General features: G+C 70.8%; 15 protein-coding genes. 8 read left to right on the forward strand and 7 right to left on the reverse strand.

What is annotated here, in order from left to right; translation table 11 throughout:
- Nucleotides 1–2: 2 nt before the first annotated feature.
- From paaC to paaE, 3 genes are read left to right on the forward strand one after another with little or no spacing between them, the layout of a single operon-like run.
- Entirely contained in the window at nucleotides 3–833 is an 831-nt protein-coding gene (paaC, locus tag ACGF5O_RS27010) for a 1,2-phenylacetyl-CoA epoxidase subunit PaaC (RefSeq protein WP_393812451.1), read from the forward strand.
- Entirely contained in the window at nucleotides 827–1,342 is a 516-nt protein-coding gene (paaD, locus tag ACGF5O_RS27015) for a 1,2-phenylacetyl-CoA epoxidase subunit PaaD (protein WP_393812452.1), read from the forward strand. The genes paaC and paaD overlap by 7 nt, the downstream gene beginning before the upstream one ends.
- A complete protein-coding gene (gene paaE / locus ACGF5O_RS27020; protein ID WP_393812453.1) occupies nucleotides 1,342–2,454 on the forward strand; it encodes a 1,2-phenylacetyl-CoA epoxidase subunit PaaE in 1,113 nt (370 codons plus the stop codon). Before paaD ends, paaE begins: the two co-directional genes overlap by 1 nt.
- Nucleotides 2,455–2,723: 269 nt before the next feature.
- Here the strand turns inward: paaE and ACGF5O_RS27025 are convergent, their stop codons facing one another.
- The 7 genes from ACGF5O_RS27025 to ACGF5O_RS27055 form a co-directional block, all read right to left on the reverse strand.
- The gene (locus ACGF5O_RS27025) at nucleotides 2,724–3,548 is read right to left on the reverse strand and encodes a DUF1684 domain-containing protein (protein WP_393812454.1); all 825 of its coding nucleotides are present in this window, start codon (nucleotides 3,546–3,548) and stop codon (nucleotides 2,724–2,726) included.
- Nucleotides 3,549–3,724: 176 nt separating this feature from the next.
- Nucleotides 3,725–4,771, reverse strand: a complete 1,047-nt coding sequence (locus ACGF5O_RS27030; protein ID WP_393812455.1) for a zinc-binding alcohol dehydrogenase family protein — start codon at nucleotides 4,769–4,771, stop codon at nucleotides 3,725–3,727.
- 162 nt (nucleotides 4,772–4,933) lie between these two features.
- Nucleotides 4,934–5,872 (reverse strand): ketoacyl-ACP synthase III, encoded by a 939-nt coding sequence (locus tag ACGF5O_RS27035; RefSeq protein WP_393812456.1) that lies wholly within the window; start codon nucleotides 5,870–5,872, stop codon nucleotides 4,934–4,936.
- Nucleotides 5,869–6,117: a phosphopantetheine-binding protein gene (locus tag ACGF5O_RS27040; RefSeq protein ID WP_393812457.1), complete on the reverse strand. Its 249-nt coding sequence runs from the start codon at nucleotides 6,115–6,117 to the stop codon at nucleotides 5,869–5,871. Before ACGF5O_RS27040 ends, ACGF5O_RS27035 begins: the two co-directional genes overlap by 4 nt.
- A gap of 52 nt (nucleotides 6,118–6,169) precedes the next feature.
- The gene (locus ACGF5O_RS27045; RefSeq protein ID WP_393812458.1) at nucleotides 6,170–6,418 is read right to left on the reverse strand and encodes a biotin/lipoyl-containing protein; all 249 of its coding nucleotides are present in this window, start codon (nucleotides 6,416–6,418) and stop codon (nucleotides 6,170–6,172) included.
- On the reverse strand, nucleotides 6,415–7,398 hold the full coding sequence (locus ACGF5O_RS27050) for an alpha-ketoacid dehydrogenase subunit beta (protein ID WP_393812459.1): 984 nt from the start codon (nucleotides 7,396–7,398) through the stop codon (nucleotides 6,415–6,417). Before ACGF5O_RS27050 ends, ACGF5O_RS27045 begins: the two co-directional genes overlap by 4 nt.
- Nucleotides 7,392–8,234 carry a thiamine pyrophosphate-dependent dehydrogenase E1 component subunit alpha gene (locus ACGF5O_RS27055; protein ID WP_393812460.1) on the reverse strand — a complete coding sequence of 281 codons (843 nt, stop codon included), beginning with the start codon at nucleotides 8,232–8,234 and terminating at the stop codon, nucleotides 7,392–7,394. Before ACGF5O_RS27055 ends, ACGF5O_RS27050 begins: the two co-directional genes overlap by 7 nt.
- 481 nt (nucleotides 8,235–8,715) lie before the next feature.
- Between ACGF5O_RS27055 and ACGF5O_RS27060 the strand changes: the two genes are divergently transcribed.
- The 5 genes from ACGF5O_RS27060 to ACGF5O_RS27080 all read left to right on the forward strand — a co-directional run bounded on the left by ACGF5O_RS27060 (nucleotide 8,716) and on the right by ACGF5O_RS27080 (nucleotide 12,786).
- Nucleotides 8,716–8,931, forward strand: a complete 216-nt coding sequence (locus ACGF5O_RS27060) for an MbtH family protein (RefSeq protein WP_393812461.1) — start codon at nucleotides 8,716–8,718, stop codon at nucleotides 8,929–8,931.
- Between the two features lie 112 nt (nucleotides 8,932–9,043).
- Complete coding sequence (locus tag ACGF5O_RS27065) at nucleotides 9,044–9,649, forward strand: LmbU family transcriptional regulator (protein WP_393812462.1); 606 nt, start codon at nucleotides 9,044–9,046, stop codon at nucleotides 9,647–9,649.
- 82 nt (nucleotides 9,650–9,731) lie between these two features.
- On the forward strand, nucleotides 9,732–11,321 hold the full coding sequence (locus ACGF5O_RS27070) for an amino acid adenylation domain-containing protein (protein WP_393812463.1): 1,590 nt from the start codon (nucleotides 9,732–9,734) through the stop codon (nucleotides 11,319–11,321).
- Nucleotides 11,322–11,355: 34 nt separating this feature from the next.
- Complete coding sequence (locus ACGF5O_RS27075; protein ID WP_362587699.1) at nucleotides 11,356–11,589, forward strand: acyl carrier protein; 234 nt, start codon at nucleotides 11,356–11,358, stop codon at nucleotides 11,587–11,589.
- 9 nt (nucleotides 11,590–11,598) lie between these two features.
- Nucleotides 11,599–12,786 carry an NAD(P)/FAD-dependent oxidoreductase gene (locus ACGF5O_RS27080; RefSeq protein ID WP_393812464.1) on the forward strand — a complete coding sequence of 396 codons (1,188 nt, stop codon included), beginning with the start codon at nucleotides 11,599–11,601 and terminating at the stop codon, nucleotides 12,784–12,786.
- The last annotated feature ends 24 nt before the right edge of the window (nucleotides 12,787–12,810 follow it).

The raw sequence follows: 12,810 nt of genomic DNA on the forward strand, positions 1-12,810 counted from the left end.
AGATGAGCGACGACCACGTCTACCTGAGCCTGGCCGAGGGCCACGACGACAGCGACGCCCGCTGGGCCTTCGGCACCGGCTTCGAGGACCCGCTGTACGGCGTCGACACCTCCGTGCCCGAGGGCGTCGACGCCGCCGCACTGGCCGCCCGCTGCCTGGCGCTCGGCGACGACGCCCTGGTGCTGGCCCAGCGGCTCGCCGAATGGATCACCCGCGCCCCCGAGCTGGAGGAGGAGGTGGCACTGGCCAACATCGGGCTCGACCTGCTGGGCCAGGCCCGCCTGCTCTACTCCCGCGCCGGCCAGACCGACGGCACCGGCCGCACGGAGGACGCCTACGCCTACTTCCGGGACGCCGCCGACTTCCGCAACGTACGCCTCGCCGAACTCCCCAACGGCGACTTCGCCTTCTCCGTCCTGCGGCTCCTGGTGTTCGCGAGCTGGCGGCTCGCCCACTTCACCGCACTGGCCTCCGCGCCCGACCCGGTCCTCGCGGCCATCGCGGCCAAGGGCGTCAAGGAGCTCACCTACCACCGGCAGTACGCCGCCGAGTGGGTCGTACGCCTCGGCGACGGCACGGAGGAGTCCCACGCCCGGATGCTGACCGCCCTGGAGGCGCAGGCCCCGTACTGGGAGGAGCTGTTCGCCGCCCACGACGTGCGCGACGCGGTGCTGGCCGACCTCCACCAGGTCCTCGACGCCGCCGGACTCCCCATGCCGAGCGCCCCGCCGCTGCCCGGCCAGGGCCGCGACGGCGAGCACACCGGCCACCTGGCCCCGCTCCTCGCCGAGTTGCAGAGCGTGGCCCGCGCCCACCCGGAGGCGACATGGTGACCGTTCTGACCGACGCCCGGCGGGCCCGGCACATCGCCGAACAGGTGCCCGACCCGGAACTCCCCATGCTCACCCTCGCCGACCTCGGCGTGCTGCGGGACGTCACCGTCGAGCCCGACGGCACGGTGGTCGCCGACCTCACCCCGACCTACTCCGGCTGCCCCGCCATGGCCGAGATGCGCGCCGGAGTCGCCGCCCGGCTGCGGGCCGCCGGCTTCGGCCGCGTGGAGATCCGCACGGTCCTCGACCCGCCCTGGACCAGCGACTGGATCACCCCCGAAGGCCGGCGCAAGCTCGCCGACCACGGCATCGCGCCGCCCCACGCCGCGCCCCGGCGTCCCGCGGGCCCCGTCCCGCTGGACCTGTCGCCGACCCGGCGCACGGTTCCGTGTCCCCGCTGCGGATCGTCCGCCACCGAGGAGACCTCCCGGTTCGCGGCCACCTCCTGCAAGGCGCTGTGGCGCTGCCTCAGCTGCCGGGAGCCGTTCGAGTACGTCAAGGAGATCTGATGGCAGAGCTGACGGCACCGACCGCCGGTGCCCCCGCGACGACAGCACGCCGACGCCGCCCTGCCTTCCACCCCCTGCGCGTCGCCGCCGTCCAGCCCCTGTGCGAGGACGCGGTGGCGGTCGCCTTCGACATCCCCGCCGCCCTCGCGGAGGAGTTCGCGTTCGGCCCCGGCCAGTCGCTCACCCTCCGCCGCGAGGTCGACGGGCGCGACGAGCGGCGCTCCTACTCGATCTGCTCGCCGGCCGGCACCGCGCCCCGCATCGGCGTCCGCGAGGTGCCCGGCGGACTCTTCTCCTCCTGGCTGGTCCACGAGGTGCGCCCGGGCGACACCGTCGAGGTGATGGCCCCCACCGGAGCCTTCACCCCCGACCTCACGGTCCCCGGCCACCACGTGCTCATCGCGGCCGGCTCGGGCATCACCCCCATGATGTCCATCGCCGAGTCGGTCCTCGCCGCCGACGACCGCTCGACGGTGACGCTGTTCTACGGCAACCGCCGCACCGACACCGTGATGTTCGCCGACGAACTCGCCGACCTGAAGGACGAGTACCGCACCCGCTTCCACCTCGCCCACGTCCTCTCCCGCGAGCCCCGGGAGGCCGAACTCCTCTCCGGCCGCCTCGACGGCGACCGCCTCGGCGCGCTCGTCGACGGCCTGGTCGACGTCGAGGGCGCCGACCACTGGTGGCTGTGCGGCCCGCACGGTATGGTCCTCGACGCGCAGAAGGTGCTCGCCGGACTGGGTGTCCCGGCCGGCCGGATCCACCAGGAACTCTTCTTCGCGGACGAGCCGATCGAGCCCGTCCGCCACGAGGACGCGGCGGCGACCGGCCCCGCCAGCGAGGTCACCGTCACCCTGGACGGCCGCTCCACCACCGCCCGCCTCCCGCGCGAGCGCACCATCCTCGACTCCGCCGCCCGCGTCCGCCCCGACCTCCCCTTCGCCTGCAAGGGAGGCGTCTGCGGGACCTGTCGCGCGCGCATCACGGACGGCGAGGCGGACATGCGCCGCAACTACGCCCTGGAGCCCGCCGAGGTCGACGCCGGGTACGTCCTGACCTGCCAGTCCTACCCGGTCTCCGAGTCGCTGACAGTCGACTACGACAGCTGACCGGCCCGGCGGGCCACGCTCCCTGGGGGGCGTGGAAATCCCTCGCGCCCCGCACGGGCGGCCCGTCGACCTCCGCCCGAGCACGGCCGGCCGGCTGACCGTGAGCGAGTACACCGAGGCGGCCCGCCAGGTCGACGCCGGCCTGACCCTCGCCCAGGTCACCGATGACTGGAGCGTCGGCGGCGAGCGGGGCGAGGAGATCCTCGCCGGCGCCGCCCGTGACCGACGACCGCCTGGACACCATCTGCTTCTCGCAGTACGCCGCCCGGTCAGGAACCGCCGCGCTCGCGCGGGATCCTCTGCCCGGCCTCGACCGCCACCGGCAGCCGGTTCTCGGCCGGTGGCAGCGGGCAGGTGGCCAGGTCCGTGTAGGCGCACGGCAGGTTCGCGGCGCGGTTGAAGTCCAGGACCACCGTGCCGTCGGCGGCGGGCGGGCCGACGGACAGGGAGCGGTTGGCGGCGTAGGTGGTGACCCCGGAGGTCGCGTCGGTGAACAGCACCATCAGCGCGCCCGGACCGTGTCCGGGGAACGCGGTCAGGGACAGGTGCCGCCCCGCCAGCTCGAACTCGATCCGGCCCGGGGCGTCGTAGACGTGCTCAAGGCCCTCCACCGCGGCGCCCACCGTGGTCGGCCGCGGCTCGTCGAAGGGGACGTACCGGCCTGCCACGGCCCAGCGCGGGTCGGGGGCGTAGGCGGGGGTTCCCGTGAAGGCGGTGCGCAGTGGAGCGTCCGGGTGCCGGGGGCGCACGATGTCGTTCCCGCCGCGCTTGGCGATCTCGATGACCGCGTCGCCCCAGACCGCTTCGACACCGCTGCGCTCGGCCAGCACACCGAAGCGGTGCTCACCCCGCACCGGCACCCCCTCGACGACCAGCTCCTCGCCGTCGTCCAGGGCGACGACCACTCCGTCCGGGCCGGTGCGCCATGCGCCCGGGGCGTCGGGGAAGCGCTGCGGCCGGTCGTCGAGCCAGTGCAGACCGGTGATGGCCAGGAACCCGTGCGGGGCGGAGATCCGTGCCTCCTGCGCGCGGTACCAGTCCTGCCAGCTCTCGATGAAGACCTGGAGATCCGTCGTGGTGGCCTCAGTCGTCATGCGTCGTCCTCTTTCCTCGGTCGAGGCTCTGCAACAGCCATGTCCGTCAGAACGGGGGCGGACGAACCCGCATTCCGGACCGTGTGTGACAGCTTCTTGGCAGTCGTGTGTCACGGGAGCCCGGACCGAGGAACCGGGTGGTGCGTCGGTGATCGCCGCGGAGGTGTTCCTATCGGTCAGAGTGGGTTGACGCGGTACATCGGGAAGTACGATCCGATCTTTCCGTTCGCGTAGTCGTCGGCCAGGTCGGGTACCCGGTCGAAGTCGTAGACGACGGTCGAACCCTCGGGTGTCATCCAGCCGTCGGCCTCCATGAAGTCCCGGATACGCGGCGAGTCGGGCAGCCGCCACACGTGTGTGTTCACATGGATGTGCCGGGCGATGGATTCGGCGCCCCGCAGATGCGACAGGCGCATTCCGGCCTTCCAGCCGCACGTGGCGACGACCCCCTCCCGGGCCAGGGCGTTGAGGGTGACGTCGTACAGGGGCTCGCCGATGTTGTCCACGAAGATCGCGACGCCGTGGCCGTCGCTCAGGTCCTTGACCGTGTCGATAAAGGCCGCGACGGATGCACGGCGCCGCCGGTGACGGTCCCGGTCGGACCGTTCCTGCCTGGTGGGCAGCGAGAGGTCGGGAAACCGGCGGCGGTCCACCGGAGTGATGCCGTGGTCGTGGAGGAAGGCGACACGTTCGTCCGATCCCGCTGCCATCGCCACCCGGAATCCGGCCCGCTTGGCCAGCATCAGCTCGGCGAAGGCCACGCCACCGCCCCACCCGAACACCAGATGGTTGGCGGGATCGTCGTCGGCGACCTGAGTGCGCCAGCACCCGTACGCCTTGCTCCAGTTGTCCCAGGCGGTGAAGTACCGCCCGTACGCGGCCCACTGCGGCAGCGAGTGCGCCGTGGCCTCGGGGATCGGCAGGAGCAGCCGTACGTCCATCTTCGAGTGTCTGGCCAGCAGGCCGATGGTGCGGGGGCAGTCGTAGGCGTAGGCCAGTTCGGCGTAGTCGAAGCGGTCCAGCTTGCCGAACGGCAGGAGCAGGCACAGATCCCCTTCCCCGACCCGGGCGTGCCTGCTCTCCGGGTGGACCTTGAGCACGCGCACCACACCGAGGTTGCCGAGGACCACCGCGTCCTCGCCGCGACTGCTGCACACGTCGATCGGTGAACGGGCGAGCGCATGGTCCATGTTGGCCTCCCAGGAGCCGAGGATCGGCTCCACCAGCGCCTCGCCCTCCTCCAGCGGGCCGAAGACGAACCGGTCACGGTGCAGTGCGCCGCCGGGTCCGCCCGCGTGCGGGCCGGTCGTGGCACCGGACCGCAGGACCCAGGCCTCCGTCGAGTAGATGACAACCTCCTGTGTTCGAGCGGGCGTCGGATACGGTCAGGAGGCCGCGGCGGACGGCACCCGGTAGTCGAGCGAGACGGCGCCCCAGGCTTCGCCTGCTCCGTAGGCCACGGCTCCGAGCCGTCCCGAGGGAGGCAGCGAGCCGGCCTGCAACTCCTCGGCGAACGCCAGCGGTATCGAGGCGGACGACGTGTTCCCGGAGTTCTCGATCCGGTTGACGAAGGGCACGCCGAGAGGGGAGGCGAAGCCGCGGATCTGTTCCAGGATGCGTCCGTTGGCCTGGTGGCCGACCAGGACGGTCGGCGCCGGACCATGGTCGAACAGGTACCGCGCCGACTCCGACATCCGGCGCACGGCGCGGTCGTACACCTGCATCCCGTCCAGACGGATGCCGCCCGCGTCGGTCTCCCGCATGAGCGCCTCCTGGGCGCCGTCGCAGCCGGAGGTCTGGCGAAAGCCCGCGAACTCGGCACGGTCCTCCAGCAGCACGGCCGCCGCGCCGTCGCCGAAGAGGCACGCCGTCTGCCGGTCCGTGCGGTCCACCATCCGGGACATGGCCTCCACCGAGCACACCAGGACCGACCGCGCCTGGCCGGCCTCGCAGAGCGAGGCCCCGGTGACCAGCCCGTACACGAAGCCGCAGCAGGCCGCGTTCATGTCGAGGGCGAGCAGCGCGGGCCCCAGCCCGGCGAGTTGCGCCACCTTCGGTGCGATCCCCGGGATGCGCTGCCGCGACGAGGTGCTGACGACGATCAGGGCGTCGACCGACGAAGGGTCGTCCATCCTGGTCACGATCGGCGCGCAGGCCTCCGCCGCCACCTCCGCCAGCGGGGTCTCCTCCGGCAGCCAGGAACGAGCGGAGATACCGCTGCGGCGCCGGATCCACTCGTCCGTGAGACCGATCGACGCGAAGTGGTCGTTGTCGATCCGCCGGCCCGGTTTCGCGGTGGCGATGTCGACGATGCCCGCGCTCATCCCTCGCTCGCCAACTTCATGAAATAGGCGCTGAAGTCGTTGAGGAACGCGAAGCCCGCCGTCTCCCTCAGGTCCCCCTTGACCTGCAGTTCACGTTCCAGCTGCTGGTGCAGCTCGACGAGGTCGAGGGAGTCGAGGTCGAAGTCGGCGACCGGGCGGGCGAGGTCGGCCGGGCCCAGGGAGGGCTCGCGCTCGCGCAGTTTGGCCAGCATGACGTCCGCGATACGGCTTTCGACATCGCTCATGTTCGTTCTCCGTCCACATGACTGGATCCCTGGATGCCGGGGTGCGCGGCGGCTAGTCGGCCGCCAGCCGGTACAGCACCTCACCGGACCGGAGGATCGCGCCGGCCTGCGCGGCGAGGGCCGTGACCCGGCCGCCGCGTTCCGCCACGATCTCCGTGCTCGCCTTGTCGGTCTCGACGACCGCGATGACGTCCCCGCGCTCGACGTGGTCGCCGACAGCGGCGACCCACTCGATGAGCAGAGCCTCGCCGAGACCGTGCCCGAAGCCGGGAACGCACATGTCCGCGGCGGAGTCGCTCACTTCGTCATCACCAACACCTCGTCCTTGATCTCCTGCACATCGATCAGGTAGTCCTTCTCGAAGTTCGCCGGGGGGTACGCGCGACGGCCGGGCGCGAGCCGGCGCACCGGGCCGCGCAGCGTGTCGAAGCCGTACTCGGCCACCGAGGCGGCGATCTCCGCACCGATACCGACGTCCTTGACCCCCTCGTGCACGACCAGCAGCCGGCCGGTGCGGGCGACGGAGCCCAGCACGGTCTCCATGTCGAGCGGAGCCACCCAGCGCAGGTCCACCACCTCGACGTCGACATCGGGGGCAAGCGCGTGGGCCGCCTCCAGCACCTCGTGGGTGATGGCGCCGAACGTGGCGATCGTCAGGTCCCCGCCGCGCCGTACGATCCGGGCCGCGGTCGGCGATCTCGGCGGCTCGGGGTCCCGGACGGGTGAACTCCGCCGGAAATACAGGCGGATCGGTTCGTACACGACGACGGGCGAGCCGAGGGTCACCGCGTGCCTCAGGATCTGGTCGGCGTCCTCGCCGGTGGACGGACAGGCCACCGAGATCCCCGGGAAACGGGCGAAGAGCGCCTCGTTCGACTCGCTGTGGTGCTCGACGCCCCGGAACCCGCCGCCGGTCGGGATGCGGACCACCAGGCTGGGGCTGACCTGCCCGTTCCACCGGTAGCCGACGCGGGCCGCCTGGGTCACCAGTTGGTTCACCGCGGGATAGGTGAACCCGTCGAACTGGATCTCGCAGACCGGCACCAGCCCGCTCAGCGCCATGCCGACGGCCTGGCCGACGATGGTGGACTCGGCCAGCAGGGAGTCGCGCACCCTGTCCTCGCCGAAGCGCTCGCGCAGGCCCCGGGTCACCCGGAACACCCCGCCCAGGCGTCCGATGTCCTCACCGAGCAGCAGAAGTCTCGGATCCTTGTCGAGCAGGTCGGCGAGGGTCGCGTTGATCGACTCCGCCAGGCCGGCGGACGGTACCGCACTCAACACGCGTACTCCTTGATCAACTGCTCGCGCAGCTCCCGCAGTTCCCTGTCCACGGCGTCGAGCCACGCGGTGTCCACGACGCCCAGGTCGCTCAGCCGGGCGGCATAGGCGGCCACCGGGTCCGCGGCCCTGGTCCGCCTGATGTCGTCGCGACTGCGGTACACCTCCTGGGCGTCGGAGGTCGAGTGACCGTTGATACGCCCCACCTGGATCTCGACGAGGAAGGGCGCCCGCTCCTCGCGGACCCGGGCGACGGCCCGGGAGCAGGCGGAGAAGACCGATTCCGGATCCCGGCCCTGCACCAACGCGGACTCGATGCCGAACCCCCCGGCCCGCTCGGCCACCGAGGTGCGCATCTGTTCCGCGGCCGGCTTCGAGATGGCCCAGCCGTTGTTCTGACAGACGAACAGTACGGATGCGGACTCGACGGCGGCGAGATTCATCGCCTCCGACATGTCGCCCTCGCTGGTGGCGCCGTCGCCCACGTACACGACGACCAGGTCCTCGCGGCCCTGCAACCGTTGTCCGACCGAGTAGCCGACGGCGTGCAGCGTCTGTGCGGCGAGGACGAGGGTGTAGGGGAAGAACCGCATGCGGTGCGGGTCCCACCCACAGTACGTACGGCCCGCCCACTGCGCGAACAACTCGACCGCCGTGACACCCCGCAGGAGCGCGACCGCGTGCTCGCGGTAACTGGGGAACACGGTCGGCTCGGGTCCCACGGCGAGGGCGGAGCCGACCTGCGCCGCCTCCTGCCCCCGGCAGGACGGCCAGAGGTCGAGTGCGCCCTGCTTCTGGAGCTGGTGGGCTTCCTCGTCGATGCCTCTCGACACCAGCATGTGTCGCAACAGCAGTCGTCGGGTGTCGTCGTCCGGCCCCGACTCGTACTCGGATTCTGACTCAAAGGCCATTGATCACCAGTCGCAGGTCTGTCGATGGGCTTTCTGTCAACGTGTATGTGCCAACGTGTATATCGGCCGTGCGCGTCTGGACGCCTCGGCGGAAGAAGACCGACTGAGCCCGAATTAGAGCCGATGCATTCACGAGCCGCTGATCGGCCATGGTGGCACAGAACCCCAGACGGATACAGGTCCCGATGGAAGGCCCGAGTTCCGTGATTCTTTCGCCGTTGTGGCATTGACGGCCCGGTCCTGCGGTCCCCTACCGTGGGATCAGCGTTCCAGGGGGCCTGCGGATGCCGGGTGTCCCGTCGACAGGACAACGCCGATCGGCGAACCTGCCCGGTCCCGGTGATTTCCCATTCCGCGTAGCCCTGTTTTCTCCTCCCGTGTCAGCCCGAGACCGTAAAGGACGGTGCCAGTGAGCACGAACCCCTTCGACGACGAGAACGGCCGCTTCTTCGTCGTGGTCAACGACGAGGAGCAGCATTCCCTGTGGCCGGTGTTCGCCGATGTGCCCGCGGGCTGGCGGGTGGTCTTCGGCGAGGCGGCCAGAGCAGAATGCCTGGAGTACGTCGAACGGAACTGGACCGACCTACGCCCCAGGACCCTGCGGGAGGCCATGGCGGCGGACTGAGCGCCCGGTGGACCGGCACGGTGATGCGGGCGAAGTGCGAGGAGGGCGTTCCGCGCAGCGCGATGCGGTGCTGCCCTTCGCGGGGTACCGGGCGCAGGTGCAGAAGTCGGGGATGACGTTCCCGCAGGACCTTTCGCAGCAGTCGTGGGAGCGCATCGGAGAGGGCCTGCGCGAGCTCGCGAACTCCTCGGTGTGGTGGCTCGCCGACTGGTTGATCTTCGGGGAGACCGCCTACGGTGTGCGGCGCTACCGTGAGGCGATCGACAGGACGGGGCTCGACCACCAGACCCTGCGCAACTACGCCTGGGTGGCCCGGCGCTTCGAGCACCGGCGCAGGCGGGACTGTCTCAGCTTCGCCCACCACGCCGAGGTGACCCGGCTGTCGCCGCCCGAGCAGGACTACTGGCTGCGCCGGGCCGAACAGCAGAAGTGGTCGCGCAACGAACTCCGCAGAGCGGTCCGGGCCGGCCTGGCCGAGCAGCGTTCCCCCACCGGCGACGACGGGCACGAGGCTCGCCGGCCGGACGGGCCGGACGGGCCGGACGGGCCGGACGGGCCGGGAGGCGCCGCAGCGCTCCGGCGCGGGGTCGCCACGCTCACGATCGAACTGTCCGTAGGCCAACTGGACCACTATTCGAGGGTGGCCGCCGCACACGGCCTTCCTGTCGCCACATGGGTGAGCCAGGTGCTCGCCGCCGCCGACCGGCATCCCGCTTAGAGCACCTTGCCGAGCGGTGCCCGTCCTGGGCGGCGGCCGGGTGACGCGCCCGACCGGACACCCGTCACATCGGAGTCAGCTGATGATCCTTGCGGGAAAGCGGGTGGCCCTGCCCTCGACGCCCGTCGTCCACAAGCAGTTCGAGGCGCATGCCCGGGCGGCCCCCGACGCCGTCGCCGTGGTCTGTGCCGGACGGCGGGTGACCTACGGAGAACTGGACGCGCAGGCCAATCGGTTCGCGCACTTCCTCGTCGGGCGCGGGCACGGCCGGGGCGCGAAGGTCGGCATCTGCCTCGACTACTCGGTCGACATGGTCGTCGCCGTCCTCGGCACGCTGAAGGCGGGCGCGGCCTATGTGCCGTTCGACCCGTCCTACCCCGCGGGCAGGCTCCGGCTGCTACTCGGACAGATCCCCGGGCTCGGCCTGATCGTGGCCTCGCCGGCGACGGCCGGCCTCGTCGGCTCGGCGACCGCCGAGGTCGTCGGGTTCGAGGAGCTGTCCGGTCACCTCGCGGGGCTCTCCACGGCCGCTCCCGACGTCCCGGTCACCGGCGACGACGTGTGCTACGCGGTCTTCACCTCGGGATCGACCGGTATGCCGAAGGTGACCGCCGTACGCCACGAGGGCTGGTACAACCTGTTGAACTGGCTGACGGCCGAGTTCGGTCTGCACTCCGGTTCGCACAACCTGGTCGTCAGCGCGTTCGGGTTCGACCTCTCCCAGCGCAGCCTGATGACGCCCTTGTTCTGCGGCGCCACCCAGTACCTGATGGCGAGTCGCAACTTCGACGCCGCGATGGCCTACCGCATGCTGACCGAGCACGGGATACGTACCGTGCACTGCGCTTCCAGCACGCTGTACCTGCTGGTGGACTGGGAGAGCGCGCGCGGTGGCGAGGCGCTCGCCCGGCTCGACCACGTCCTGTTCGGCGGCGAGCCGCTGCACGCCGAGCGGATCGCGGACTGGGCACGACGCGAGGGAAACGCCTGCACGCTCCTGCACCAGTACGGCGTCGCCGAGTGCACGGACGTCGCGACGTCGTACGACCTGGCCGGCCACTGGTCCGCCGGACACGACATCGCACCGGTCGGCAGGCCGCTCTTCAACACCGACATCCACATCCTCGACGAGCGGATGCGCGGTGTCGGGGCGGGCGAGTACGGCGAGATCTGCATCTCCGGGGCCAGCGTCGGCGCCGGCTACCTCAACGGCACGGGACCCGAGTCCGCACGGTTCACGACCGTCCTGGCCGACGACGGCACGCCGCGCAGGCTGTACCGCACGGGCGACCGCGGCCACGTGAACGAGGCCGGTGACCTCGTCGTCGCCGGCCGCATGGACGCGCAGGTGAAGGTGCGGGGCATGCGCATCGACCCCGCCGACGTCGAGCGCGCGCTCGGCAGGCTGCCCGGGGTCCGGCAGGCCGCCGTCATCGTCGCTCACACCGACTCCGGCGAGGCCGAACTGGTCGCGTTCGTCGTCCCGGCGGGGCACGGGCTCGCGGAGCACGACATACGCGCCCGCCTCCTGGAGACCCTGCCGCGGAACATGGTTCCGGCCAGGTGCCTCAACATCCCGCGGATTCCACTGAGTCCGCATGGAAAAGCGGACCGCGCGGCACTGGCCGAGGAATTCAGAATGCAGTACGCCGGCAGCGGGCGGACGTCATAGCCGACGGACCTTGATTACGAACGAAAGGGCTGTGATGATTGCCGAAAGCGTGCGCGCCATCTGGTGCCGGGAACTCCAGCGCGACGACATCTCGCTCGACGACAATTTCTTCGCCCTGGGCGGCCAGTCCGTGATCATGGCCACCATTCAGCGGCATCTCATCGAGGAACTGGGCGTCGAAGTCCCTATGGACCAGATGTTCCTCAATCCCACGGTGGCGTCGATTTCCGCGTACATCGAATCCACGGGTGCGATAACCCAGCAGTAAGAGGGGGCCATGTACGACGTAGTTGTGACAGGTGCGCGTTGCGCGGGTTCGCCGGCGGCCATGCTGTTCGCGCGACAGGGATACCGGGTCCTGCTCCTGGAGAAGGCGCGGTTCCCGCAGGACACCCTTTCCTCGCACTACATCCACCAGCCCGGCGTGGCGCTGCTCGACCGGTGGGGGCTGCTCGACGAACTGCGCACCGCGGGCTGCACCCCGATCGACCACCAGAGCTTCGAGGCCCCCGGAGTCCGGCTGGACGGCTTCTCCCTGCCGGTCGACGGCCACCGGACCACCTACGCGCCCCGGCGGTTCGTGCTCGACCCGATCCTCGCGCGCGGTGCCGTGGCATCCGGCGCGGAGTTCCGGGAGGGCTGCACGGTCAACGACCTGCTCTTCGAGGACGACCGGGTCGTCGGGGTGCGGTACACGACACCCGGCGGCGCCGAGGCGACGGAACGCGCACGGCTGGTCGTCGGCGCGGACGGCATGCGATCCCTGGTGGCCCGCAAGACCGGCGCGCCCAACGTCATCCAGCACCCGCGGCTTACCTGCACCTACTACACCTACTGGTCCGGCGTACCCGCGCACTTCGAGTTGTACGAACGACCGGGGCGCTGGATCGGCGTCATCCCCACCAACGACGACCTCAAACTGATCATGGCGTACTTCCCGCAGGAGGAGTTCGCCCAGGTCCGCACGGGGGTGGCGGACGCCTTCCTCGAAGCCGTCCGCACCACGACTCCCGAGTTGTACGAGCGGCTGTCCGCGGGCCGGAGGGTGGAGCAGTTCTACGGCACCGGGCGCCAGGAGAACTATTTCCGCAAGGCTCATGGGCCCGGCTGGGTGCTGCTCGGCGACGCGGCGCACCACAAGGACTCCATCACCGCCCGGGGGATCACCGACGCCTTCATCCAGGCCCAGTTGCTCACCCGGCACATCGGCGACGGACTGCACGACGACGCCGCGCTCAACGCGGCGCTGAAGCGGTACGAGACCGACCTGGTCGACACCTTCCTCACCTTCTACCAGGGCGCCCTCAACGTGGCCGAACTCAGGCCGGAGGGCCAGACGGAAATGCTGCGGAGCCTGGTCGGTCACCAGCACCTGATCGACCGGTACTTCTCGACCCTGTCGGGCGCGTGCACCTTCGACGACTTCTACAACGAAGAGCTCCTGGCGGTACTCGATCAGAGCTGAGTGGCGGATCGCTCCCCGGTGGTT

Source organism: Streptomyces sp. NPDC048291 (genome assembly GCF_043201715.1).
Taxonomy (GTDB): Bacteria; Actinomycetota; Actinomycetes; order Streptomycetales; family Streptomycetaceae; genus Streptomyces.

Coding starts and splice junctions, on each gene's coding strand:
- paaC (WP_393812451.1), top strand. CDS start 3: ATGAGCGACGACCACGTCTACCTGAGCCTGGCCGAGGGCCACGACGAC.
- paaD (WP_393812452.1), top strand. CDS start 827: ATGGTGACCGTTCTGACCGACGCCCGGCGGGCCCGGCACATCGCCGAA.
- paaE (WP_393812453.1), top strand. CDS start 1,342: ATGGCAGAGCTGACGGCACCGACCGCCGGTGCCCCCGCGACGACAGCA.
- ACGF5O_RS27025 (WP_393812454.1), bottom strand. CDS start 3,548: ATGACGACTGAGGCCACCACGACGGATCTCCAGGTCTTCATCGAGAGC.
- ACGF5O_RS27035 (WP_393812456.1), bottom strand. CDS start 5,872: ATGAGCGCGGGCATCGTCGACATCGCCACCGCGAAACCGGGCCGGCGG.
- ACGF5O_RS27040 (WP_393812457.1), bottom strand. CDS start 6,117: ATGAGCGATGTCGAAAGCCGTATCGCGGACGTCATGCTGGCCAAACTG.
- ACGF5O_RS27055 (WP_393812460.1), bottom strand. CDS start 8,234: ATGCTGGTGTCGAGAGGCATCGACGAGGAAGCCCACCAGCTCCAGAAG.
- ACGF5O_RS27065 (WP_393812462.1), top strand. CDS start 9,044: ATGACGTTCCCGCAGGACCTTTCGCAGCAGTCGTGGGAGCGCATCGGA.
- ACGF5O_RS27070 (WP_393812463.1), top strand. CDS start 9,732: ATGATCCTTGCGGGAAAGCGGGTGGCCCTGCCCTCGACGCCCGTCGTC.
- ACGF5O_RS27075 (WP_362587699.1), top strand. CDS start 11,356: ATGATTGCCGAAAGCGTGCGCGCCATCTGGTGCCGGGAACTCCAGCGC.
- ACGF5O_RS27080 (WP_393812464.1), top strand. CDS start 11,599: ATGTACGACGTAGTTGTGACAGGTGCGCGTTGCGCGGGTTCGCCGGCG.